Below are 23,298 nucleotides of genomic sequence, written 5' to 3'. Positions count from 1 at the left end.
TCAAGCCTGTTCCTCGCCGTCGAGCAACTGCTCCTCAAGGGCTTCGCGGTAATCGCCAGGCGCCTCCCAGAGGCCGCGTTGCTGGGCCTCCAGCAAACGCTCGGTAAGGTCGCGCAGGGCCTCGGGGTTGTGCTCGCGCATGAAGTCGCGGGTCGCCGGGTCGAGCACGTAGGCATCGGCCAGGGACTGATAATGATGGTCGTCGATCAGGTGCGTGGTAGCGTCGAAGGCGAACAGGTTGTCGACTGTCGCCGCCATCTCGAAGGCGCCTTTGTAACCATGGCGCTTCACTCCGTCGATCCACTTCGGGTTGAGCGCACGGGCCCGGATGACCCGGTTCAGCTCTTCCTTGAGGGTGCGGATACGCGGCCGATCGACCTGGCTGTGGTCGCCGTGATAACTGGCTACCGACGCGCCAGACAAGGTTTCAGAGGCGGCCAGCATGCCACCTTGGAACTGGTAGTAATCGTTGGAATCGAGCACGTCGTGCTCGTGGTTGTCCTGGTTCTGCAGTACCGCCTGGACCTGGCCCAGGCGGTGCGCGAACTGGGCGCGGGCCGGGGTGCCCTCGTCGCTTGTGCCGTAAGCGTAGCCGCCGTGGTTGAGGTAGACCTCGGCCAGGTCGTCACGGCTGTGCCACAAACGGCCCTCGATGGCGTTCTGCACGCCAGCGCCATAGGCACCGGGCTTGGCCCCGAACACCCGCCAGCCAGCCTGGCGGGCCGCCTGCTCAGCGTCGACGCCCTGTGCCTGCAGCGTTTCGCGCTCGTTGCGCACCCGTGCTGCCAGCGGGTTGAGGTCATCGGGCTCATCCAGCGCCGCTACAGCCTGAACGGCGGCATCGAACAGGCGAATCAGGTTGCCGAAGGCATCGCGGAAAAAACCCGAGACGCGCAAGGTCACATCCACCCGCGGGCGATCAAGCACACCCAGCGGCAGGATTTCGAAATCGTCGACCCGCTGGCTGCCGGTGGCCCAGACCGGGCGCACCCCCATCAAGGCCATGGCCTGGGCGATGTCGTCACCGCCGGTGCGCATGGTCGCTGTGCCCCATACCGACAGGCCCAATTGGCGCAGGTGGTCGCCGTGGTCCTGCAAGTGGCGTTCGAGAATCAGGTTTGCCGACGCGAAACCCAGGCGCCAGGCCGTGGTGGTGGGCAGGTTACGCACATCCACGGTATAGAAGTTGCGACCGGTGGGCAGCACGTCCAGGCGCCCGCGGCTTGGCGCGCCACTGGGGCCCGCCGGGACGAAGCGGCCAGCCAGGGCCGCCAGCAGGCCGTCGATTTCTGCCGCGCCACAGGCATCCAGGCTCGGCGCCACCGTTGCACACAGCGCTTGCACCACTTCGTGCACCGGTTGCCATTCGCTCACTGCAGGCAGTGCCGAAGCTCCGTCCAGTGCCTGCTCAATCACCTGCAGGGCCAGCAGTTCAAGGCGCTCACGGGTATCACCGCAGGTGCGCCATGGCGCGTCGCTCACTGCCTGCAAAAGCGCTGGGCACAGGCCCTGCCAAGGCTGTCCGAGGTCACAATCGAGTGGGTCGAAGCCGGGCACCAGGGCCTTGGCCAGTGTGCGCAACAGGCTGGCATTGCCACCCCGGCCGTCGCCGCGCTCCACGCGCAGCAACGCCAGCAAGGTGTCCAGGCGCAGCCTACCTTCAGGTGACTGGCCAAACACATGCAAACCATCGCGGATCTGCGATTCCTTGAGGTCGCACAGGTAAGTGTCCAGGCGCGGCAGCCATACGGCGGCATCGTCCAGCTGGCCTTCCAGTTGCAGTTCGCGATCGATGTGGTTGGCCTTGACCAGTTCCAGGATGTCGCGCTGCAGCTCGCGGGCCCGCCGCGGGTCGAGCAACTGCGCCTCATAGAATTCGTCGGCCAGTTGCTCCAGGTGACGCAGCGGGCCGTAGGTTTCGGCGCGCGTCAACGGCGGCATCAGGTGATCGATGATGACCGCCTGGGTGCGGCGCTTGGCCTGCGCGCCCTCCCCGGGGTCGTTGACGATGAACGGGTAGATGTTCGGCAACGGGCCAAGCAGCGCGTCTGGCCAGCATTGCGCCGACAGGCCGACCCCTTTGCCGGGCAGCCACTCCAGATTGCCGTGCTTGCCAACATGAATGACCGCATCGGCAGCAAAGGCATGGCGCAGCCAGAAATGAAACGCCAGGTACCCGTGTGGCGGCACCAGATCGGGGTCGTGGTACACCGCACTTTGATCAACCTGGTAGCCGCGTGCCGGCTGGATACCGACGAAGGTCTGGCCGAAGCGCAGGCCTGCCACCATCAGCCGCCCACTGCGGTACATGGGGTCGTGTTCCGGCGCGCCCCAACGCTCCAGCACCGCTTGGCGATTGGCCTCCGGCAGGCGGGAAAACGCTGCCTGATAGTCATCCAGGCTCAGGCTCTGCGCGCAGGGGCGCTGGTCCAGATGGTCGAGGTCGTTGGTCACGCCGCCCAGCAACTGGTGGATCAATTGGGTGCCCGTGCCCGGCAGGTCGGCCAGCGGATACCCTTCGCCCTGCAGCGCCTTGAGGATGTTCAACGCAGCCGCCGGCGTGTCCAGCCCCACACCGTTGCCGATGCGGCCGTCGCGGGTCGGGTAGTTGGCCAGCACCAGGGCCACGCGCTTCTGGCCATTGGGCAAGCGGGCCAGCGCTACCCAGCGCCGGGCCAGTTCAGCGACGAAGTCCATGCGCTCGGGATGGGCGCGGTAGCAGACCACGTCGGACTGGCTGCGCTCGCTGCGCCAGGCCATGTCCTTGAAGCTGACCGGGCGCGTGATGATGCGCCCGTCCAGCTCCGGCAAGGCAATGTGCATGGCCAGGTCGCGCGCGCCCAGGCCTTGCTCGCTGGTTTCCCAGGCGGGTTGGTTGTCTTGCGCGCAAATAGCCTGCAGTACCGGGATATCGCGGCGGAACGGGCGCAGGTTGGGGCGCTCAGGGCTGGACAAGGCAAACCCCGTGGTATTGATCAACACCTCGGCACCGACCTCGTCCAGCCAGGCTTCGACCTGTTCCAGGCAGGCGATTTCCTTGAGGCTGGCGACGGCGATCGGCAAAGGGTTGACCCCGGCCGCCAGCAAGCGCTCGCAGAATACGTCGATGAATGCGGTATTGGCCGCCTGCAGGTGAGAGCGGTAGAACAGCAGCGGTGCCACCGGGTGTTCCGGGTGCCACTGCGCATACCAGTCTTCAAGCGCTGCACTGCCCTTGGCCGGGTGGTACACCGAGGTGCGCGGCAAGGGCTGCGGCTCGTCCCAGCCATAATCGCGGCCCAGCCACTGGTTGGCCAGGCAGTTGAAGAGGTTGATGGCGTTGGCCTTGCCGCCCTGGCGCAGGTAGTGCCAGAGGCGCTCGGCCTGCTCGCCGGTCACCGTGCCCAGGCCGGTCAGCTCCGGGTCCGGGCGGTCGTCGCCCGGCACCAGGATCAGTTGCACGCCCTGGGCCGCCAGTGCGACCAGTTGCTCTACGCCATAGCGCCAGTAGCCAACGCCACCGTGCAGCGACACGAGGATGACCTTGGCATGGCGCAGCACCTGGTCGACATACAGGTCGACCGAGGCATGGTTCTGCACCTGCATCGGGTTGGCCAGGCGCAAACTGGGGAAGTCGTCAGGCAATTGCTCGGCCGTGTCGGCGAGCAATGCCAGGTGTGAATCACCGCTGCAGAGGATCACCAGATCGGCGGGGCTCTGGCCGAGGTCGGCGATGCTGTCATCCGGCACGAAGCCGCCGGGCTGGGTCCGCAGCAGGTGCATGGGTCAGGCGCCCAGTGCTTGGCGCAGACGCGCTTCGAGTTGCGCAGCGTCAAGCTCTTGACCGATCAGTACCAAGCGCGTAATACGCGGCTCGTCGGCGCGCCAAGCGCGGTCGAAGTGCTTGTCGAAACGGGTACCCACGCCCTGCACCAGCAGGCGCATTGGCTTGCCCGGGATGGCGGCAAAGCCTTTGGCGCGGAGAATGCCGAACTCGACCACCAGTTGGGTCAGGGCATCGAGCAACAGGCTTTCGTCAGCCTCGGGCAGGTCGATGGAGATCGAATCGAAGGCGTCGTGGTCATGATCGTCGTGGTCGTCGCCATCGTGGTGCGAATCATGGTGAGTACGGCGGCCATCGATGTGCGCCTCGGACTCGGCGCCCACCCCCAGCAGCACTTCCAGCGGCAGGCGACCGCTGCTGGCCTCGACCACCTTGACGGCGGGCGGCAGCTCTTCAGCCACTTCGGCGCGGACCTTGGCCAGGCCTTCGGCGTCGATCAGGTCGGCCTTGTTCAGCACCACCAGGTCGGCACTGGCCAACTGGTCGGCGAACAGTTCGTGCAGCGGCGACTCGTGGTCCAGGTTAGGGTCGAGTTTGCGCTGTGCATCCACCTGGTCCGGGTAGGCGGCAAAGGTACCGGCCGCCACGGCCGGGCTGTCGACCACGGTGATCACCGCGTCGACGGTGCAGGCGTTGCGGATTTCCGGCCACTGGAAGGCCTGTACCAACGGCTTGGGCAAAGCCAGGCCACTGGTTTCGATGAGGATGTGGTCGAGGTCACCACGGCGCGCGACCAATTCGCGCATTACCGGGAAGAATTCTTCCTGTACGGTACAGCACAGGCAGCCATTGGCCAATTCGTAAACGCGGCCGCTGGCTTCTTCTTCGGTGCAGCCGATGCTGCACTGCTTGAGAATTTCGCCGTCGATGCCCAGCTCGCCGAATTCGTTGACGATCACCGCGATACGGCGGCCCTGGGCGTTGTCGAGCATATGGCGCAGCAAGGTGGTCTTGCCCGAGCCGAGGAAGCCGGTAACGATGGTGACGGGGAGTTTGGCCAGTGTTTTCATGTCGCGGTGCCCTTGGCAGATGGCGCGGGCATGCAGGACGACAGCCACGGGCCAGGTCGGCCGGGCTTGTTCGCCACCGGATCACCCCGCCCGGTTGAAAGTCGAAAGCGCTTCGAGGCAGGTCTCCTGGCTCGCACCATGCCTGCTGCTCGGTAAAGAGCAAGGCGGGCCGGATGACGCCTTCCCGCGCGCTTGCGCAGTGGCTGTGTCGATCCTTTGTCGGTGCTTACAGTTGCGGGGGCAGCCGCGGCATGTACCGCGTTCCCGTCTTAGCTTCGGCCTGGCCGAAGAACCTCGAACTGGCAAGGCTACGCAGTGGCCGGCAGGTGGTCAACCATTGCCGTAGGCCCGGCAGCCAGAGACGCGCAGGCAACTGCATAACTGCGCTACAGTGGCACCTTTGCCAACGGTCAAGGACGCCTTATGCCGCTCGCCCCCGCCATCCCGGTACTGCGTATTTTTTCGGTCGACAAGGCCAAAGAGTTCTACCTCGATTTTCTCGGTTTCAGCCTCGACTGGGAGCACCGCTTCAGCCCGGACTTGCCCCTGTACGCGCAAATTCATCGCGACGGGCTGATACTGCACCTGACCGAGCACCATGGAGACGCTACCCCTGGTTCAACCGTATTTGCCCGTATTGACGACCTGCGCGCCCTCGAAGGCGAACTGCAGGCCAAACGCTACGGCTACGCCCGCCCTGAGGCCGAAAGGCTGGACTGGGGCCTGCAGATGCAGGTGTACGACCCGTTCGGCAACCGCCTGCGTTTTTGCCAGCAAATAGATAATGAGGCCGCCCAATGAAGGCTATGGGTAAGCGCGAGGTGGCACGCGTGGAGCGTGAACTGGTAGTTTGCCTGACGGAGGCCTGCGAAACGGCCAAGGCAGAAATCGTCGGGTTCACCTGGCTCACCCACCGCCTCGACCCCGACAACTTTCCCGCAAGCTTGCGCATCACCTGGGTTTTCCAGCGCGAGGCAGACAAAGCTGCAGCGCTGGCTGGGGTGGCCAAGGCGCGCATGCTGGCGCTGACCTGTCAGGCGCTGGATGAAGTAGGGATACGCTTGGATCATCCGGCCTGGCATGTGCGTTTTGACAGTGAAGAGGCCTGTAGCCGCAGCCACAACGGTGACTGGAACAAGCGCCTGCAAGTGCACTGAGGCCTATCGGCGGACGGCGCTTTACCTGCCTTCACCGGTTCGATACGATCCGTCTTCCATTCCTGCGAGGTGTTCGTCCAATGCGCCATTGATGCCGCCGTCTTTTCGACGGCCAGCCTTCAGCCTCCGGTTTGCTCCGGAGATGTCGCGGCATTGAGTGGAGTTGTGCATGACGAATACGTCGATCCTGACGCTGGATAGCGTCTCCTTGGCTTTGCCTGATGGCAGGCTGCTGTTTTCCAATCTCAACGAATCGTTCGATCAGCGCCGTACGGGGCTGGTTGGGCGCAATGGCGTGGGTAAAAGCCTGCTCGGACAGTTACTGGCAGGTCAGCGCGAACCCACAAGCGGGCGCTGCCTTCGCCAGGGTCGCATTCACCACCTGCATCAACAGGTCATCCAGCAAAGCGCCACGGTAGCCGACCTTGCCCAGGCAGGCACGGTGATCGCGGCGTTGAAGCGTATTGAACAAGGCAGCGTCGACCCCGTCGATTACGACACGGTGGGTGAACGCTGGGATATTCGCGAGCAACTCCAGGTGCACCTTGACCGACAGGGCCTTGGCCAACTCGACTGGCGCCAACCTGCCCGCAGCCTCAGCGGTGGCCAGGCCATGCGCGTGGCCTTGATCGGTGCCTGGCTCAGCGACGCCGACTATTTGATTCTCGACGAACCGAGCAATCATCTGGACACCGAAGCCCGCGCACAGTTGCTGAGCATGATCCAGGCTTGGGACCGCGGCTTGCTGGTTATCAGCCATGACCGCGGCCTGCTTCAGCACATGGCGCGTATCGTCGAGCTGTCCAGCCTCGGCTTGCAGGCATTTGGAGGCAATTTCAACCTTTATGTCACGCAAAAAGCCAAGCAGACAGAAGTGGCCCAGCAGCAACTTGCGCGGCTCAAACTGGAGCGCAAACGTCACGCCCACCAGTTACAGCGCCAGCGCGAAGACCTTGAGCGCCACCAGGCGCGTGCCGGGCGGCAGGCCAAGCATGCAAACCAGGCGAAAATTCTGCTGGATCGCCAGCATGAGCGCAGCCAGGCCACGGCTGGCAAACAACGACGCGACCATCGGGATGCCTTGCAGGCCCTGCAGGGCCAAGTCCGTGATGCAGCCTGCGAGGTTGAACAGAGCAGCACCATCATCCTGCACACACCGACGCCTCAACGCCACCCAGGCAGGGAAGTACTGGCGGTGCATCAGCTGCGCCTGCCGCACGGCAACCGCAAACACTTGTGCCTGCGGCTGTGTCTGGGCCAGCGTGTAGGCCTGGTCGGCGCCAACGGCACTGGCAAGTCCACCCTGCTGCAAGTGCTCAACGGCACGCTAGCCGTGCCGTCCGACACCGTCCACGTGAGCGGCGAAGTGGCTTTACTCGACCAGCACTGCAGCGTGCTACCGGGGCAAACCACCGTGCTCGACCACTTGCGACAGGCCAACCCGACGCTGGCACAGAGTGATTTGCGTTGTCGGCTGGCGCAACTGGGCCTCGATGCGGGACGCATCGAGCTGCCCAGCGCCCTGCTCAGTGGCGGTGAACGGCTGAAGGCCTCACTGGCCGCTGTGCTGTACCGCGCGCGGCCGCTAGACCTGCTGTTGCTGGATGAGCCCAGCAACCACCTGGACCTTCCGTCACTGGAGGCGTTGGAATGCATGCTTCGGGGTTTTCAGGGGGCGCTGGTGGTGGTTTCCCATGATGCAGTACTGCTCGAACGGCTCGCGCTGGATGATTACTGGCAGCTTTAGAGCCAGCAACCCCGCATCAGCGGCCAGCAATTCGTGACTGGCCGTTCCCGATCCGCGACGGATGTATTATCGTGGCGTGGTGCGCATATAACAGCAGCCCGAGCAATCGGGCATCTGCAAGACAATCGAGGGTGTCATGAGTAACGAGAGCATTAATTGGGACAAGCTGGGCTTCGACTACATCAAGACCGACAAGCGCTACCTGTCCGTATGGCGCAATGGCGAGTGGGACAAGGGCACCCTGACCGAAGACAACGTACTGCACATCAGTGAAGGCTCCACTGCCCTGCACTACGGCCAGCAGTGCTTCGAAGGCCTCAAGGCCTACCGCTGCAAGGACGGCTCGATCAACCTGTTCCGCCCAGACCAGAACGCCGCGCGCATGCAGCGCAGCTGCGCTCGCCTGCTGATGCCGCACGTGCCGACCGATGTGTTCATCGAGGCCTGCAAGCAAGTGGTCAAGGCCAACGAGCGCTTCGTGCCGCCACATGGCAAAGGCGCCCTGTACCTGCGCCCGTTCGTCATCGGCACCGGTGACAACATCGGCGTGCGTACCGCGCCCGAGTTCATCTTCTCGGTCTTCGCCATCCCAGTGGGTTCGTACTTCAAGGGCGGCATGAAGCCGCACAACTTCCAGATCTCCAGCTTCGACCGCGCCGCCCCGCAAGGCACCGGCGCAGCCAAGGTCGGTGGCAACTATGCCGCCAGTCTGCAGCCGGGCGCTGAAGCCAAGAAGGCCAACTTCGCAGATGCCATCTACCTCGATCCGCTGACTCACACCAAGATCGAGGAAGTCGGTTCGGCCAACTTCTTCGGCATCACCGCCAACAACGAGTTCATCACGCCGAAATCGGCCTCCGTGCTGCCAGGCATTACCCGCCTGTCGCTGATGGAACTGGCGTCCTCGCGCCTGGGCCTGAAAGTGATCGAAGGCGATGTCGAGATCAACAACCTCGACCGCTTCATCGAAGCCGGCGCTTGCGGTACCGCCGCGGTGATCACCCCGATCGGTGGCATCGAGTACAACGGCAAGCTGCACGTGTTCCACGACCTGGAGAAAGTCGGCCCGGTCACCCAGAAGCTTTACAACGAGCTGACCGGCATCCAGAGCGGTGACGTCGAAGCACCGGCAGGCTGGATCGTCAAGGTCGCCTGAGGCGCTGCGACAGCCTGAAAACGGGGCATGCCAGGCAATGGCATGCCCTTTTTTTTGGCCGCTTGGTCGACCGTGCTTTGCCAGATGAATTTTTCTTAAATCGCCGTTTGTCTATTCTTTGGCACAATCAAGCCTCTATTCGCCGCCCAGGAACCAGCATGCCACGCGTACTGACCATCGAAGACGACGCCGTCACCGGCCAGGAAATCGTCGCCGAACTCTCCAGCCACGGCCTGGACGTGGATTGGGCCGATAATGGCCGGGAAGGCCTGGCCAAGGCGATTGCCGGTGGCTACGACCTGATTACCCTGGACCGCATGCTGCCCGAAGTCGATGGCCTGACCATCGTCACCACCCTGCGCAGCCTGAAGATCGCCACACCGATCCTGATGATCAGCGCCCTGTCTGACGTCGACGAACGGGTGCGCGGCCTGCGTGCCGGGGGTGATGACTACCTGACCAAGCCCTTTGCCTCGGACGAAATGGCTGCCCGTGTCGAGGTGCTATTGCGCCGCAACAGCGTGCCCATGACCCAGACCCGCCTGCAGGTCGCCGACTTGCAACTGGACCTGATCAGCCACGAAGCGCGGCGCGGCGAGCACACCCTCAACCTGCTGCCCACCGAATACAAGCTGCTGGAATACCTGATGCGCCACAGTGGCCAGGTCATCACCCGGATGATGATCTTCGAGGAGGTCTGGGGTTATCACTTCGACCCCGGCACCAACCTGATCGATGTCCACATTGGCCGCCTGCGCAAGAAGATCGACTCTCCCGGCCAATCGCCGCTGATCCGTACCGTACGGGGCTCGGGCTATGCCATTGCTGAACCCGTCTAAGGGCTGGAGTTCCTCGACCAGCCGCCTGCTGGCGCTGTACAGCTTTCTGTTCGTGGCCTGGAGCAGCATCCTCATGGGGGTGCTGTACTTCGAGGTGTCCAGCTACCTGAACAAACTCACCCGTCATTCCATGCTGCAGCGCCAGCACCTGTTCGCACACATGAGCGGCAAGCAACTGGACGACGCGCTGATTGCCAGCCAGGCCTTCGAAGAACGCAGCTTCGACGCCTACGGCCTGTTCGATGCCCAACTCAACCCGCTCGGCGGGCGTATTCGCACCCTGCCCTCCGAGCTTGGCCTGGACGGCAAGGTTCATGAGCTCAAACGCTGCCTGGACGCCGACGACCCGCACATGCCACGCGACAGCTGCGATGCCGTGGCGATCAAGGTGCAGGATGGCCGCTGGCTGGTGCTGGTGCGCGACAACGGCTCGTTGTTCGTGGTCACCCGGATCATCCTGCATGCCCTGCTCTGGGGTATTTCTCTGACCCTGATCCCAGGCTTTGCCGGCTGGTACCTGCTGCGGCGCAGGCCGCTCAAGCGCATCCGCGCCATTCAGGCCCAGGCCGAGCTGATCGTGGCAGGCGACCTCACCCACCGCCTGCCGCTGTCGGCCCGGCGCGACGAGCTGGACATGCTGGCCGCCATCGTCAACGCCATGCTCGACCGCATCGAGCGGTTGATGCATGAGGTCAAGGGCGTGTGCGACAACATCGCCCATGACCTGCGCACGCCATTGACCCGCCTGCGCGCCCAGCTGTACCGCATTCGCCAGCAGAGCGACAGCGATTCGGCGCAGGCCGAGGCACTCGACCAGGCGATAGGTGAAACCGACACACTGATGGCACGCTTTCGCGGCTTGCTGCGTATCAGCGAACTGGAAGACCGTCAGCGCCGTGCCGGCTTCGTTCAGCTCGACCCGCATGGGCTGCTGGTGGAACTGCACGACTTCTACCTGCCATTGGCCGAAGATGGCGCTATTCGGCTTGAATTGGACCAGCCCGAACAGTTACCGGCGCTGCACGGTGACCGCGAATTGTTGTTCGAGGCGCTGGCCAACCTGGTGGGCAACGGCATCAAGTTCACGCCTGAGGGCGGCTGCGTGCGGGTTTCGGCGACGCAGGATGAACGGGGCCTGCATATCGCCATCGAGGACACTGGGCCGGGCATTCCGGAAGAAGAGCGCACCGCTGTGCTGAAGCGCTTCTATCGCAGCGAAGAAGGCCACCGTCACCCGGGCTTCGGGCTGGGCTTGTCGATCGTGGCGGCGATCGTAGACCTGCATGGGTTCGGATTGGAAATCGGCTCCAGCGAACTGGGCGGGGCCAAGCTGGTGCTGCATTGCCCATTGGCGGGATCGGCGAAGTAGCGGCTGGGAGCAGCACCGAGCAAACGCTTGAACACCGTCGCGAAAGCGCTTGGGCTGCTGTACCCAAGCGCTGTCGCAACGCGCGTAACGGGCTCCCCATTCCCCAGTCGGACCACGGCTGCCAGCAAGCATGCCTGCTGGCGCCATTCGTTAAAACTGATCCCGGTGTGCAGGCGAAACTGGCGGGTGAAGGTGCGCCTGCTCATGCTGGCGCGCTCCGCCATCCCGTCGATGCCTGTTTGCAACGAGGGCTCCGCCAGAAACGCCCTGCAAGCACGTGCAAGGCGTGGCTCCTCGGGCATTGGGGCATTGAGCGACAAACCCGGCATGCCAGCGACCTCATGAAGCAGCAGCCCCATCAAACAGGCATCGCGCCCCTGCGCGGGATACTGGGCGGGCACGTCAATGGCCTTCTCAAGCAACTCGCGCACCAGGGGCGAAACGGCAAAGACCTGGCAATGCTCAGGCAGGCCCACCCGCTGGGCTGCCTGGGGGCAAATATAGGCGTTGAGCATGGTGACGGGGCCGCGCATGTGCATGGCGTGCGCAAGCTCGGCAGGCACCCAGATGGCCCGCAATGGCGGTACTGCCCAGGTGCCCGAAGCGGTCGCTACCGTGATCACGCCGCAGGCGGCGTAGGCAAACTGGCCGCGCCTGTGGCTGTGCATCGGGAACAGCTCGCCATCGGCAAAGGCCCTCCTCGTCACCACCACATCGCAAGCGGTGTCTTGGTACAGCGTGTCATCTGCATGCGTCATGGCCTGATTTTAATGGTATTTGACCTTGAATTGAAAGCAGGCCAAACCACGCCCCGGCATATTGGCAAATGCGTCAAGGCCCCCTGCCGCGACTTTCACAAGGCTGTCAAACCATGCGTAGAAAACACCTGATCCTCGCAGTGCTGGTTACTGCGCTATGGGGCATCAACTTTCCGATTACCAAACTGGGCTTGGCCCACGTCGACCCGCTCCTGCTCTCAGGCATCCGCTTTGCGCTGTGCGCCTTACCGTGGGTGTTTTTCGTGAAGCGCCCGAATGTCGCGATCGGCTGGCTGGGTGCTTATGGCTTGATCTTTGGCGTCGCCATGTGGGCTTTGATCAACCTGGGGATTGCCATGGGTGTGCCGCCAGGCAGCGCCTCGTTGCTGATCCAGTTCAGTGCATTCTTTACGCTGGCCTGGGGCTGTTTGCTGTTTCGCGAACCCCTGGCCTGGCCCCAACTTATCAGCATCGTGCTGGCGGCAACCGGCTTGCTTGGCATCCTCGCCGCGAGCCCTGGCAAGACCACGACCATCGGTTTGACGCTGGTGATGATCAGCGCACTGGCCTGGAGCATCGGCAATGTCATCATCAAGCTGTCAAAGGTGCGGGAGATATTCGCCTTCGTCGTGTGGGCCAGCCTCTTTGCGCCGGCACCCTTGCTGTTGCTGACCTGGTGGCTGCACGGCACGAGCCCGTTTGTGGCGCTGGTCACACAAGCGAATGCCGTCTTGGCCTGTTCACTCGCGTTCCAGGTGTATGCCGCGACGCACTTCTGCTATTGGGGGTGGAACTGCCTGCTGCGCGAATACCCGGTGTCGACGGTGGCGCCGTTGTCGTTGCTGATACCGGTGTTCGGCATCGTCAGCTCGGCCGTGATCGTGCATCAGGTTCCGAGCGGATGGGACTGGCTATCGATCGCGCTGATCTTGTTGGCGCTTGCGGTCGGCATGAAGAAAGGGCGTGCGGTGTTGGGAAGAAAAGCGGTTTCTGCTGTTTCGTAGTGTGCCGCAAGGCTTGAAGCCTGGGCCAGGTGTCGTGAAAGGGCTGCCTGGCAGCCCCTTCACAGCAGCCATCAGTCAGCCAGGCGCCAGGTGGTTGCGCCTTTGCTGTCTTCCAGTACCACACCCATGGCGGTCAACTGGTCGCGGATACGGTCGGACTCGGCCCAGTTCTTGTCAGCCCGTGCCTGCAGCCGTGCCTGGATCAAGCTTTCAACCTCAGCAGCATCCACCTTGCCTTCAGCGCCGGCCCGCAGGAAGTCATCAGCCTCCAGCTGTAGCACACCCAGCACATCACCCAGCTCACGCAGGCGACCCGCCAGGCCAGCAGCAGCCTCAAGATCGCTGTCACGCAGGCGGTTGATCTCGCGCACCAGGTCGAACAGCACAGCGCAGGCTTCCGGGGTGCCGAAGTCGTCGTTCATCGCCATGCTGAAGCGCTCGACAAACGCTTCGCCACCTTTGGCCGCCACGCGCGGCAGACCGCGCAGTGCGTGGTAGAAGCGCTCCAGAGCGCCCTTGGCATCGCGCAGGCTGTCCTCGGAGTAGTTGATGGCACTGCGGTAGTGGCTGGCCACCAGCAGGTAACGCACCACCTCCGGATGGTACTTCTCAAGCACGTCGCGGATGGTGAAGAAGTTGTTCAACGACTTGGACATCTTCTCGCCATTGATACGGATCATGCCGCAGTGCATCCAGGCATTGGCGTACTGCTTGCCGGTCGCGGCCTCGCTCTGGGCAATCTCGTTCTCGTGGTGCGGGAACTCCAGGTCGCTGCCACCGCCGTGGATGTCGAAGCTCTCGCCCAGGCAGCAGGTGGACATCACCGAGCACTCGATGTGCCAGCCCGGACGGCCCGGGCCCCACGGCGATTCCCAGCTTGGCTCGCCCGGCTTGACGCCCTTCCACAGCACGAAGTCCAGCGGGTCCTGCTTGGCCTCGTCGACCTCGATACGCGCACCGATGCGCAAGTCTTCGATCTTCTTGCGCGACAGCTTGCCGTAACCGACGAATTTGCCTACCCGGTAGTACACGTCGCCGTTACCTGGCGCGTAGGCGTAACCTTTGTCGATCAGCGTCTGGATCATTGCGTGCATGCCAGCGATGTGGTCGGTGGCACGCGGCTCCTGATCCGGCGGCAAAATGTTGAGGCGGCGCTCGTCTTCGTGCATCGCGTCGATCATGCGGGCGGTCAGCGCATCGAACGTCTCGCCGTTCTCGTTGGCCCGGTTGATGATCTTGTCGTCGATGTCGGTGATATTGCGCACATAGGTCAGCTCATAGCCGCTCTTGCGCAGCCAGCGGGTGACCAGGTCGAAGGCCACCATGCTGCGACCATGGCCAAGGTGGCAGTAGTCGTACACGGTCATGCCGCAGACGTACATGCGCACCTTGTTGCCATCGAGCGGCTTGAAAGCTTCCTTGGTTTTGCTCAGCGTGTTGTAGATGTTAAGCACGACGGTTCCTTAGCTGCCCCAGGAGTCACGCAGGGTGACGGTGCGGTTGAACACCGGGCGGCCCGGCTGGCTGTCCTTGAGGTCGGCGCAGAAGTAGCCTTCGCGCTCGAACTGGAAGCGGTCTTCAGGCTGCGCCCGACCCAGCGACGGTTCGGCACGGCAGCCGGTCAGCACTTGCAGCGAATCCGGGTTGATGTTGTCGAGGAAGCTGCCGCCGTCCTCGGTCTTTTCCGGGTTAGGCGAGCGGAACAGGCGGTCGTACAGGCGCACTTCGCATTCGACGCTGCCTGCGGCCGGCACCCAGTGGATCACGCCCTTGACCTTGCGGCCCTCGGGGTTCTTGCCCAAGGTGTCCGGGTCGTACGAGCAGCGCAGCTCGACGATGTTGCCGTCGGCATCCTTGATCGCCTCATCGGCGCGGATCACGTAGCTGCCGCGCAGGCGCACTTCACCGGCTGGCTCCAGGCGCTTGTAACCCTTCGGCGGCTCTTCCATGAAATCGTCGCGGTCGATGTACAGTTCGCGTGCGAACGGCAGTACCCGCACACCCATGTCTTCCTTCGGGTGGCGCGGCAGTTCGAGTTGCTCGACCTGGCCTTCCGGGTAGTTGGTGATGACCACTTTCAGCGGGCGCAGCACGCACATGGCGCGTGGCGCGGTGCGGTCGAGGTCGTCACGGATGCTGAATTCGAGCATCGACATGTCGACCACGCCGTCGGAACGGTTGGTGCCGATCATTTCGCAGAAGTTGCGAATCGACGCCGGCGTGTAGCCGCGGCGACGGAAGCCGGACAAGGTCGACATGCGCGGGTCGTCCCAGGCATCGACGTGTTTCTCGTCGACCAACTGCTTGAGCTTGCGCTTGGAAGTGATGGTGTAGTTCAGGTTCAGGCGGCTGAACTCGTACTGACGCGGGTGCGCCGGTACCGGCAGGTTATCCAGGAACCAGTCGTACAGCGGACGATGCCCTTCGAATTCCAGGGTGCAGATCGAGTGGGTGATACCCTCGATGGCGTCCGACTGGCCGTGGGTAAAGTCGTAGTTGGGGTAGATGCACCACTTGTCACCGGTCTGGTGGTGGTGGGCATGACGGATGCGGTAGAGGATCGGATCGCGCAGGTTCATGTTCGGCGACGCCATGTCGATCTTGGCCCGCAGTACGCGCTCGCCGTCCTTGAACTCGCCGGCCTTCATGCGGGCGAACAGGTCGAGGTTGTCTTCGACGCTGCGCTCGCGGAACGGGCTGTTCTTGCCTGGTTCCTTGAGGTTGCCGCGGTACTCCTTGGCCTGATCAGGGGTCAGGTCGCAGACATAGGCCTTGCCACGCTTGATCAGCTCGACGGCCCAGTCGTGCAACTGGTCGAAGTAATTGGAGGCGTAGCGCACATCGCCGGCCCAGTCGAAGCCCAGCCACTTGACGTCGCTTTGGATCGCGTCGATGTACTCCTGGTCTTCCTTGGCCGGGTTGGTGTCATCGAAACGCAGGTGGCAGACACCACCGAATTCCTTGGCCAGGCCAAAGTTGACGCAGATCGACTTGGCGTGACCGATGTGCAGGTAGCCGTTGGGCTCCGGCGGGAAACGGGTGACGATGCTGCTGTGCTTGCCCGAGTCCAGGTCGGCCTGGATGATCGGCCGCAGGAAGTTCGCAGGGACAGCGGGGGCGCCTTTGGCAGCGGCGTTGGGCGCGTTGTCGGCAGTGGGCTTGCTCATAGGATCCTTGAATGCACGTGTCCGGCCTGGGTAGGCCGATTGAATCAAAGGGCCTATCATAGCCGAAGCAGTCAAGCTGCTGACAGCCGGGCGCTGACAAAGTGGCGCGATTTATCGCAGCAAATTGTCGCGATCCGGCAAAATGGGCACCGCGTACGTGTGCCGCGGCAGCCCGATCCAGCGTCAGGTGACTGAGCGTGAACCTGCGCAACCTATTTCCGAATGCCCTGTAAGAGCGAATTTCAGCATGTCCAAAGTCAAACTGAGCACCAACCACGGCGACATCGTCCTGCAACTGGACGCCGAAAAGGCCCCTCTGACCGTTGCCAACTTCCTGGCCTATGTTGAAGCCGGCCACTACTCGAACACCGTGTTCCACCGCGTGATCAAGGGCTTCATGATCCAGGGCGGCGGCTTCGAGCCAGGCATGAACGAGAAGCGTGACAAGCGTGCCAGCATCCAGAACGAAGCCGACAACGGCCTGAAGAACGACAAGTACACCATCGCCATGGCCCGTACCATGGAGCCGCACTCCGCCTCGGCGCAGTTCTTCATCAACGCCTCCGACAACGACTTCCTCAACCACAGCGGCAAAAACGTCCAGGGTTGGGGCTATGCCGTGTTCGGTAAGGTGACCGAAGGCCAGGACGTCGTCGACAAGATCGAAGCCGTTTCCACCGGCTCCAAATCCGGTCACCAGGACGTGCCGAAAGAAGATGTGATCATCGAGAAAGCCGAGATCATTGAGTGATACTGCTGATCTCTGATCTGCACCTGCAAGAAGAACGCCCGGATATCACCCGGGCGTTTCTTGATCTGCTCGACGGCCGTGCGCGCCACGCCAAGGCCCTGTACATCCTTGGCGATTTCTTCGAAGCGTGGATCGGCGACGATGCCATGACGCCCTTCCAGCAATCGATTTGCCAGGCCATGCGCCAGTTGAGCGACAGCGGTACGGCGATCTACCTGATGCACGGCAACCGTGATTTCCTGATTGGTCAGGATTTCTGCGATGCCGCCGGCTGCACCTTGCTGACCGACCCGAGCGTGATCGAACTGGGCGGTGAGCAGGTATTGCTGATGCACGGTGACACACTGTGCACCCGGGACCTGGCCTACATGAAGCTGCGTCGTTACCTGCGCAACCCGTTGAGCCTGTGGATTTTGCGGCACCTGCCGCTGTCTTCGAGGCACAAGCTGGCGCGCAAGCTGCGCAGCGAAAGCCGCTCGCAGACGCGCATGAAGGCCACCGAGATCGTCGACGTCACGCCAGAGGAAGTGCCTAAGGTGATGGCGGCGCACGGTGTCAGGACTTTGGTGCATGGCCATACCCACCGGCCGGCGATTCACAAGCTGGTGGTGGACGGCCAGCCCGCACGGCGCATCGTGCTGGGGGACTGGGACCGCCGAGGTTGGACCCTGCAGGTTGACGAGCAGGGTTTTCAGCTGGCGCCGTTCGAGTTTTCTGCAAACGGATGACAACCGGCTTGTAGGAGCGCCCGGCGAGGCCGCTCCTACGACAACCGCCTCGGACAGAGGCTCAATGCTGAGCCACTGCCCCTTTATCCCCCTCACTGATCACATATTCACGATACTCGGGGTCCGCCTTGATCTGCGCCTCGGTAAACGGAATCACTGCCAACTGCTTGGCCGAGAACGCCTTGGTCTGGTCATGGGCATGCGCCGAACCCGCCTCGCTCGACTGGGAGAACGCCAGCAGCCCCCGAGCCTGTGGGCCCTGATCGGTGAAGCTGACCAGTTGCAGGTAGCTGGTACCACTGACCACCAGGCGCTTGCCCGGCCCATGCGGCACGCTGTGGATCGCGTTATAGACCCCAAGCCCCTGCGGGCCACCCGGTACAGGCGTACCGTCGAGAGCCTGCTGCACCTGCCCCCACTGGCTGTCGCGCCCTACTCCGCTTTTACCCACCTGTTGCAAGGACGCCAAGGCCGCCTCGCGCAACAGCTTGCGCACCGCCGCCTGTTCGACCGCCAGGCCGCGCGGCGTATGCTGCGGGTCCGCCGGGTCGAAGGCCACCCGCCAGCTTTCAGGGTGGGCCGCCAGGGCATTGAACATGTTCTCGAAATGCACCAGGCCAATGCCGCTGTCCAGGTCTGCCTTGCCGTTCCAGGCCAACAGGCTGTCACACACGGGCTGCAGGTCCGCTTCGGCTCCCTTGCACCACGCCAGCAGGTCCGGCAACAGCAGGCTTGCGAGGTAGACTTCATCGTCCGTGACCATGCGCTGCAGGTCGTCGACGCCCAGCTTGGCGCTACCTTGCAGGCGGTTCAGGGCAAAACGCCCGCGCATGCCCAGCGGCTGGTCATTGCGGCTGACCAGCGGTGAAAAACCGGTCAAGGGCTGCGCGGGGTTGGCCATCCAGGCGGGGTCGTTGGAGTTCTGCACAAAGTCCTTGCGCTCAAGGCTGGGCAGCAATCGCGCCGGGAAGATCCCGGGCTGCGCGGCCTGCGCATCGACCTTCCACGCACAGCCACTGCGCGAGCCATCCAGCACCACCAGGCGCCCTGAAGCCTTCGGGTTGCTGCAGGTGCTCAGCAGTTGCTGGTCGACATAGGGCACCACCGACTGGTTCAGGTAAAGCGCTTGGCCGTCTTCATCCACGGCAAGCGTGTTGACCCAAGGGATACCCTGCAACTGCTCCACCGAGCCCTTCAGCGCGTCCAGGCTGTCGGCCCGGTTGATGCGGTACCACTGCTGCAGCACCCGGGTATTGTCCAGGTTGGCGTCGCGCAGGCTGTAAGCGGCTTGCGCGTCCCAGTCCAGGCGCCCTGGCCACTGCACCACGGGCCCGAATTTCGAGCTGTAGACCTGGCGTTCGACCTGGCTCAAGGTGCCATCCTCGGCCTTGACCGTGACGCTGACAGCTTGGCGCATCAACGGCAGCGACTTGCCGTCGAGCAGGTAGCGGGTCGGGTCCTTCGGATCGAGCTGAAGACGGTAGAGCGTGAAATGGTTCGACGTGTCGACCGTGTGCGTCCAGGCCAGGTGGCGGTTGAAGCCGATGTTCACCACCGGCAAGCCTGGCAATGCAGCCCCCATCACGTCCAGTTGGCCCGGTATGGTCAGTTGCATCTGATAAAAGCGCATACCGCCCATCCACGGGAAATGCGGGTTGGCCAGCAACAGGCCACGGCCGTTGGCCGAGCGCTGCGACCCGACGGCCACCGCGTTGCTGCCTCGTTCCGAAGCGAAACGCGCCTGCCGAGCCAGCGCCGTGGCAAAACCGGCCGCCGCGCGTTGGCTGGTCAGCGAAGGAGGCTGCGCCCCTGCCAACGCCTCGACGAACTGGCCGACACCCCCTTCAGCCAACAGCCGGCGGGTCAACTTGATCAAGTCCTGGCTGGTGATCGGACGCACCCAGTCCCCAGTCCCGCACTCTGCCGGCAACCCTTGGCTGCGGCGCTCGGCCAGGGCGCGGTTGAAGCCACCTGCATAGCCGTCCAGCAGGTCACGCACCGGCGCTGGCTGAGCGTTTAGAAACGCACCCACGGCAGTCGGCGTGTTGAGCCAGGTGAAAAACAGGTCACTGGCCAAGTTGTCGCGTTGCTCGAAGGTCTTGGCCTTGGCACCAAAATAGCGCGACCGCTCGCCGCTCACCGTCAGCACCTCGTTGGCCAGCAGGCACAGGTTGTCCTGGGCATAAGCATAACCAATGCCATACCCCAGGCCGCGCTCATCCTTGGCCACGATGTGTGGCACCCCGAAGCTGGTACGGCGGATCTGCGCGCTGGCATCGGCGCTGGCGGGCTGCGCTTGCGCGGCAATGCTGAAGGCGACCAGGGCAGCGGCCAAGCTGGCTCGGGTCATGGGACGCGAAATTGAGAACACGGGCACACCTCGGATTCAGGGGTCATCCCGATCAGACGAATGGCTGAATGAAAATTTTACGTATTACAACGAGGTAGAACGTCTTGAACAGCAACAGGCAATTTTTTTGCGAGCGGGCTGCAGATTTTCCGTTCTCATTCGTCCTAGTAAGTGAGGCAACCACATTTCGGGTTAGTCCACGAAAAGGAGCATTCACATGTACAACCCGCAACCCTCAATGCAGGCCGGGCACATCCCGGGGAAGGCGCCCAAAGGACAGGACGCTTTCGTCGAGGAACGTGTTGGTAACGAACAGATTCGCGAGCTGTTGCGCACCTTTGGCCTGCGCACCAGCCTCATTCGGCTCAAAGTGATCGATGCCCTGCATGCGGCAGACCGCAATGGCCGCAGCATCGGCGTGCGTGGTGTGCACGCGCAACTGGAACAACTGGATATCCCGCTGTCGTTCCTCAGTGTGCGTGAAGTACTCAAGCGGCTGTGCGCCGAAGGCGTCATCAACCTGGGCAGCGACAAATGCTACAGCCTCAACCCCCAGGCCCGCGCCGTGCTGGATCAAACCGCCCCGCGCTGAGCGTATGGCCGGCCACAGCTGGCCGGCCCGCACAGCTCAGCGCTTGACCTTGCGCCGCAAAATGCCGTTTATCACGACCACGACCACGGCAATGGCGATCGCCAGCATCTGGAAGGTCTGCTCACTGATCGTGCCTTGCTTTTGCAGGTGGGACATGCCCAGCATGAGGCCCAGTACCACCAGGATGATCAGAAGTGAATATTTGAGGCGCTGCACATGTGTCATTCAAAGTTCCTTGCAACATCAGGGGCAAATGGCTCGCAACGAGCCGCGGCAATGATACAACGCTCACCCGCACCAGCGCTGCATTTCCTGCTTAGCATGGTGCCGTTCGCCTGAAAGCATTGGGCCCTCATCGCCCGTGCCGGAGGCACCATGTACAGATCCATGCTGTTCGCATCCCTTGCCCTGACTTACCTCCCTGCCTACGCGCTGGACACTCGCCAGGCGCCCGCCGAGCAGTTGCTCAATCTAGGCAGCGAACTGGCCGCCAACGCCGGCTCCAGCCAATGGCAGCAACTCTGGCAACGCGCTCGCGAAGCCGGCTACCTGCAAGCCCACACCGGTCAGGTTCATTTCACCGTGCCGGCATCGCTGCTGCCAGAGCTGGCCCGCCAGACCTTGGCGCAGGCCGATCAAGTTTACCCCGTGCAGCAGACCCGAGCACTTTATCGCCGTGACTTTCCCGATCGCACTGTAGGAAAGCGCGGCGAGCATGCGTTCAGTGCTCTGTGCCTGCTTGTGGACTGGCGCGCCCTGCCACAGGGCATGGGCACAACCCCCAAGGCCTACTTGAAAAGTGCCAGCCTGTTGAGCAGCTATCCGTGCGACTGAGGGTCCCCACCCCCAACTTGCAAGCTATGAAGTGCGACAACGGAAAATCAACAGCTGCGGCGAGTAGTTGAAGCAGTGTCCTACAACAAGCGAAATCGCTGCCTGCAAACCCTGTTCACCGAGGCTACAAACCCCAGCCTAAATGCCGCCTAGCGACGCGCCCTGACTCTACCTGAGAATCCAGTCACACCTTCGACATAACGCCGCGGGTGATCGCTTACCGCATCGCAACCCTGAACGAAGGAGCGTCGCATGGAGTTACCAGACCTCACCTGCATAGACATCAGCCATTTGCCGCATTCATTGCAAGCGCTGATCGACTGCATCGGTATCGAAAACGCCTTCCAGCTGACCTGCACCTATGGCGGCAGACCCAAATACATCCCCAAGCATCGCGAGCGGACCAAGCTTGCCGATGTACTCCCAGCCGAGGCGCTCGATGCGCTGATCAAACGCTTCGCCGGCGTAGCCCTGGAAATCCCCAAGGCCGATCACTTCATGCGCCAGCTGCGCAACCTGCAGATCCAGAAAGAAAGCGCCGATGGTTTGTCGCGCAGCTTGCTGGCCGACAAATACGGCTTGAGCCTGCGCCAGATCGGCAATATCCGCCGCCAGGAACCTTGCGTTCGCTAGCCAATGAGCAACGAGGTCGTTACTGACGACCCTTCATGCACCCCCACTAAAAAGAGAATCCAGCTATGTCCATAGACTCTAGCCTCATCGGATCCGTCATCAATGCCTTGCCGATGGACCGTATGATTGCAGGCCCCCTGCAAGCCATGGTCCAGGCGCAGATCACTGCCAGCAAGTCCTATGCCGACTTCCTGATGCAAGTCTGCGTTCAGGAAGGCAAGGCCGTCGCGATCCAGTTCGACTATGACGAAACCATCGTCGATGAACAGGGCGAATACCAAGGCGTCGTCAGCAAAACGATGAAAGTGCCGCTGGTGGCAGCGATCACCCACCCGAACATCTCCATCGAAGAAGGCAATGTCGAGTTCGAACTGACCATCAATCAGATGTCGGAAGATGTAGCCGACAAGAACATGGCCGCAGAAGCCACCGGGTCGCTTGGCTGGGGGCCATTCAGCCTCAACGTCAAGGGCAGCATCAGCCACAAGTCCACGCAAACCCGAAAGACCGATACCCGCGCCCGCTACGCGTTCAACACTACCTTGAAGCGGCAGGACCCGCCCGAAGCAATGATGAGGGTCATCGACTTCCTGACCGAAGCCGCAACCAAACCCACCATCGTCAAGAGCGCGACGCTTGATAGCTCAGACGCTATCTCGCAGGCCGACAGGTTGAAAGGCCCCACGGCAGGCACCAATCCGCAGGCCCCTGGCAAACAACCAGCTGACAGTGAAACCCCGCCAACAAATTGAAGCTGGCAAGAATCGCCCCCTCGCAGCAGGGGGCACCATCCCACCCAGGAGCCGAATGATTGGACAAGTCCCTAGCCCCCATGACATCCATCGACCTGCGCGAGATCACGCGGGGCCTGCAAGAAGCCGCCAGTGCCACCAACAGCCTGATTGCTCAACAGTACATCAACCTGTTCGATCAGTTCTTCGACTGCGACACCGAAGCACTGGGCGCCCCGATGAAGGCCAAGATGGTCGAAGTGGCCATGGATGAACAGCACATCATGCGCGTGCCCTTGTTTGCGCTGGTATCACCCAAGGGCCTGGCTCTGGAACGCATGCAGGTCGACTTGTCGGTTCGGGTCAAGGGCACCGAGGCGCAAGAAGCATTGCTGACCGCCAACGAGCACACTGCGGCCAGCTTCAAGGTCACCATTGGCGGCCAAGGCCGTCAGGGCGAAAGTCGCGACCCCGACGAGGTGCAGATCCGCATGCAGTTTCAGGCCAGCGAGCCGCCTGAAGCGCTGAACCGGCTGATCGAGGAATACACCAGCCTGATCACACCGGTACGCAGACCCAGGTCCAGTCCCCCCCCCCTCTCCGGCTCCAATGAATTCATCGAAGCGGCCACGGTCCGTTGCTGACCGCG

The 23,298-nt window shown here is 62.8% G+C and carries 20 protein-coding genes, 1 pseudogene and 1 riboswitch; of the genes and pseudogenes, 14 read left to right on the top strand and 7 right to left on the bottom strand.

Annotated elements, in window-relative coordinates:
• On the bottom strand, positions 1-3,762 hold the full coding sequence (cobN, locus tag NP534_RS05615) for a cobaltochelatase subunit CobN (protein WP_274098067.1): 3,762 nt from the start codon (positions 3,760-3,762) through the stop codon (positions 1-3).
• 3 nt (positions 3,763-3,765) lie between these two features.
• Positions 3,766-4,833 (bottom strand): cobalamin biosynthesis protein CobW, encoded by a 1,068-nt coding sequence (cobW, locus tag NP534_RS05610; RefSeq protein WP_274098072.1) that lies wholly within the window; start codon positions 4,831-4,833, stop codon positions 3,766-3,768.
• 99 nt (positions 4,834-4,932) lie between these two features.
• A riboswitch (cobalamin riboswitch) is annotated at positions 4,933-5,145 on the bottom strand.
• Between the two features lie 111 nt (positions 5,146-5,256).
• On the opposite strand from cobW, the gene NP534_RS05605 reads away from it, so the two are divergent.
• The 6 genes from NP534_RS05605 (at position 5,257) to NP534_RS05580 (ending at position 11,101) form a co-directional block, all read left to right on the top strand.
• A complete protein-coding gene (locus NP534_RS05605; RefSeq protein ID WP_274098066.1) occupies positions 5,257-5,634 on the top strand; it encodes a glyoxalase superfamily protein in 378 nt (125 codons plus the stop codon).
• Positions 5,631-5,990: a hypothetical protein gene (locus NP534_RS05600; protein WP_274098065.1), complete on the top strand. Its 360-nt coding sequence runs from the start codon at positions 5,631-5,633 to the stop codon at positions 5,988-5,990. The genes NP534_RS05605 and NP534_RS05600 overlap by 4 nt, the downstream gene beginning before the upstream one ends.
• Positions 5,991-6,159: 169 nt before the next feature.
• Positions 6,160-7,737: an ATP-binding cassette domain-containing protein gene (locus NP534_RS05595; RefSeq protein ID WP_274098064.1), complete on the top strand. Its 1,578-nt coding sequence runs from the start codon at positions 6,160-6,162 to the stop codon at positions 7,735-7,737.
• Between the two features lie 136 nt (positions 7,738-7,873).
• Complete coding sequence (locus NP534_RS05590; RefSeq protein WP_047583041.1) at positions 7,874-8,893, top strand: branched-chain amino acid aminotransferase; 1,020 nt, start codon at positions 7,874-7,876, stop codon at positions 8,891-8,893.
• A 158-nt stretch (positions 8,894-9,051) separates the two neighbouring features.
• The gene (locus NP534_RS05585) at positions 9,052-9,732 is read left to right on the top strand and encodes a response regulator transcription factor (protein WP_033698266.1); all 681 of its coding nucleotides are present in this window, start codon (positions 9,052-9,054) and stop codon (positions 9,730-9,732) included.
• Positions 9,710-11,101: a sensor histidine kinase gene (locus tag NP534_RS05580; RefSeq protein WP_274098063.1), complete on the top strand. Its 1,392-nt coding sequence runs from the start codon at positions 9,710-9,712 to the stop codon at positions 11,099-11,101. Before NP534_RS05585 ends, NP534_RS05580 begins: the two co-directional genes overlap by 23 nt.
• Here NP534_RS05580 and NP534_RS05575 read toward each other — a convergent pair.
• A pseudogene (locus NP534_RS05575) lies at positions 11,089-11,859 on the bottom strand (AraC family transcriptional regulator); the annotation flags it as partial. The gene NP534_RS05580 and the pseudogene NP534_RS05575 overlap by 13 nt on opposite strands.
• Before the next feature lie 113 nt (positions 11,860-11,972).
• On the opposite strand from NP534_RS05575, the gene NP534_RS05570 reads away from it, so the two are divergent.
• Positions 11,973-12,863, top strand: a complete 891-nt coding sequence (locus tag NP534_RS05570; protein ID WP_274098062.1) for an EamA family transporter — start codon at positions 11,973-11,975, stop codon at positions 12,861-12,863.
• Between the two features lie 71 nt (positions 12,864-12,934).
• Here NP534_RS05570 and cysS read toward each other — a convergent pair whose 3' ends face one another.
• Together cysS and NP534_RS05560 are read right to left on the bottom strand one after the other, a co-directional pair.
• Positions 12,935-14,317 carry a cysteine--tRNA ligase gene (gene cysS, locus NP534_RS05565; protein ID WP_033698271.1) on the bottom strand — a complete coding sequence of 461 codons (1,383 nt, stop codon included), beginning with the start codon at positions 14,315-14,317 and terminating at the stop codon, positions 12,935-12,937.
• Between the two features lie 9 nt (positions 14,318-14,326).
• Complete coding sequence (locus NP534_RS05560; protein ID WP_274098061.1) at positions 14,327-16,030, bottom strand: glutamine--tRNA ligase/YqeY domain fusion protein; 1,704 nt, start codon at positions 16,028-16,030, stop codon at positions 14,327-14,329.
• Positions 16,031-16,277: 247 nt separating this feature from the next.
• Here NP534_RS05560 and NP534_RS05555 point away from each other — a divergent pair, with 247 nt between their 5' ends.
• Positions 16,278-16,781 carry a peptidylprolyl isomerase gene (locus tag NP534_RS05555; RefSeq protein WP_274098060.1) on the top strand — a complete coding sequence of 168 codons (504 nt, stop codon included), beginning with the start codon at positions 16,278-16,280 and terminating at the stop codon, positions 16,779-16,781.
• Positions 16,778-17,509 carry a UDP-2,3-diacylglucosamine diphosphatase gene (locus NP534_RS05550; RefSeq protein WP_274098059.1) on the top strand — a complete coding sequence of 244 codons (732 nt, stop codon included), beginning with the start codon at positions 16,778-16,780 and terminating at the stop codon, positions 17,507-17,509. The genes NP534_RS05555 and NP534_RS05550 overlap by 4 nt, the downstream gene beginning before the upstream one ends.
• Positions 17,510-17,570: 61 nt before the next feature.
• On the opposite strand, the gene pvdQ is transcribed toward NP534_RS05550, so the two are convergent.
• Positions 17,571-19,880, bottom strand: a complete 2,310-nt coding sequence (gene pvdQ, locus NP534_RS05545) for a bifunctional acylase PvdQ (RefSeq protein WP_274098058.1) — start codon at positions 19,878-19,880, stop codon at positions 17,571-17,573.
• Between the two features lie 196 nt (positions 19,881-20,076).
• On the opposite strand from pvdQ, the gene NP534_RS05540 reads away from it, so the two are divergent.
• Complete coding sequence (locus NP534_RS05540; protein WP_274098057.1) at positions 20,077-20,451, top strand: fe2+ zn2+ uptake regulation protein; 375 nt, start codon at positions 20,077-20,079, stop codon at positions 20,449-20,451.
• A gap of 36 nt (positions 20,452-20,487) precedes the next feature.
• Here NP534_RS05540 and NP534_RS05535 read toward each other — a convergent pair whose 3' ends face one another.
• A complete protein-coding gene (locus NP534_RS05535; RefSeq protein WP_274098056.1) occupies positions 20,488-20,676 on the bottom strand; it encodes a hypothetical protein in 189 nt (62 codons plus the stop codon).
• 150 nt (positions 20,677-20,826) lie between these two features.
• On the opposite strand from NP534_RS05535, the gene NP534_RS05530 reads away from it, so the two are divergent.
• The 4 genes from NP534_RS05530 (at position 20,827) to NP534_RS05515 (ending at position 23,293) form a co-directional block, all read left to right on the top strand.
• Positions 20,827-21,285, top strand: a complete 459-nt coding sequence (locus NP534_RS05530) for a hypothetical protein (protein ID WP_274098055.1) — start codon at positions 20,827-20,829, stop codon at positions 21,283-21,285.
• 252 nt (positions 21,286-21,537) lie between these two features.
• Entirely contained in the window at positions 21,538-21,918 is a 381-nt protein-coding gene (locus NP534_RS05525; RefSeq protein WP_274098054.1) for a Mor transcription activator family protein, read from the top strand.
• Positions 21,919-21,983: 65 nt separating this feature from the next.
• Positions 21,984-22,670, top strand: coding sequence for a DUF2589 domain-containing protein (locus NP534_RS05520; RefSeq protein WP_274098053.1), 687 nt, complete (start codon positions 21,984-21,986; stop codon positions 22,668-22,670).
• Positions 22,671-22,729: 59 nt separating this feature from the next.
• On the top strand, positions 22,730-23,293 hold the full coding sequence (locus NP534_RS05515; RefSeq protein WP_274098052.1) for a DUF2589 domain-containing protein: 564 nt from the start codon (positions 22,730-22,732) through the stop codon (positions 23,291-23,293).
• The last annotated feature ends 5 nt before the right edge of the window (positions 23,294-23,298 follow it).

It is taken from the genome of Pseudomonas sp. 39004 (assembly GCF_028682155.1).
Taxonomy (GTDB): domain Bacteria; phylum Pseudomonadota; class Gammaproteobacteria; order Pseudomonadales; family Pseudomonadaceae; genus Aquipseudomonas; species Aquipseudomonas capeferrum.
The sequence above is the reverse complement of the archived record's forward strand: the minus strand, read 5'-3'. Positions and strand labels throughout refer to the sequence as shown.

Excerpts from the sequence above, each read along its gene's own strand:
- cobN (WP_274098067.1), bottom strand. The coding sequence starts at position 3,762 with ATGCACCTGCTGCGGACCCAGCCCGGCGGCTTCGTGCCGGATGACAGC.
- cobW (WP_274098072.1), bottom strand. The coding sequence starts at position 4,833 with ATGAAAACACTGGCCAAACTCCCCGTCACCATCGTTACCGGCTTCCTC.
- NP534_RS05605 (WP_274098066.1), top strand. The coding sequence starts at position 5,257 with ATGCCGCTCGCCCCCGCCATCCCGGTACTGCGTATTTTTTCGGTCGAC.
- NP534_RS05600 (WP_274098065.1), top strand. The coding sequence starts at position 5,631 with ATGAAGGCTATGGGTAAGCGCGAGGTGGCACGCGTGGAGCGTGAACTG.
- NP534_RS05595 (WP_274098064.1), top strand. The coding sequence starts at position 6,160 with ATGACGAATACGTCGATCCTGACGCTGGATAGCGTCTCCTTGGCTTTG.
- NP534_RS05590 (WP_047583041.1), top strand. The coding sequence starts at position 7,874 with ATGAGTAACGAGAGCATTAATTGGGACAAGCTGGGCTTCGACTACATC.
- NP534_RS05585 (WP_033698266.1), top strand. The coding sequence starts at position 9,052 with ATGCCACGCGTACTGACCATCGAAGACGACGCCGTCACCGGCCAGGAA.
- NP534_RS05580 (WP_274098063.1), top strand. The coding sequence starts at position 9,710 with ATGCCATTGCTGAACCCGTCTAAGGGCTGGAGTTCCTCGACCAGCCGC.
- NP534_RS05570 (WP_274098062.1), top strand. The coding sequence starts at position 11,973 with ATGCGTAGAAAACACCTGATCCTCGCAGTGCTGGTTACTGCGCTATGG.
- NP534_RS05560 (WP_274098061.1), bottom strand. The coding sequence starts at position 16,030 with ATGAGCAAGCCCACTGCCGACAACGCGCCCAACGCCGCTGCCAAAGGC.
- NP534_RS05555 (WP_274098060.1), top strand. The coding sequence starts at position 16,278 with ATGTCCAAAGTCAAACTGAGCACCAACCACGGCGACATCGTCCTGCAA.
- NP534_RS05540 (WP_274098057.1), top strand. The coding sequence starts at position 20,077 with ATGTACAACCCGCAACCCTCAATGCAGGCCGGGCACATCCCGGGGAAG.
- NP534_RS05535 (WP_274098056.1), bottom strand. The coding sequence starts at position 20,676 with ATGACACATGTGCAGCGCCTCAAATATTCACTTCTGATCATCCTGGTG.
- NP534_RS05530 (WP_274098055.1), top strand. The coding sequence starts at position 20,827 with ATGTACAGATCCATGCTGTTCGCATCCCTTGCCCTGACTTACCTCCCT.
- NP534_RS05525 (WP_274098054.1), top strand. The coding sequence starts at position 21,538 with ATGGAGTTACCAGACCTCACCTGCATAGACATCAGCCATTTGCCGCAT.
- NP534_RS05520 (WP_274098053.1), top strand. The coding sequence starts at position 21,984 with ATGTCCATAGACTCTAGCCTCATCGGATCCGTCATCAATGCCTTGCCG.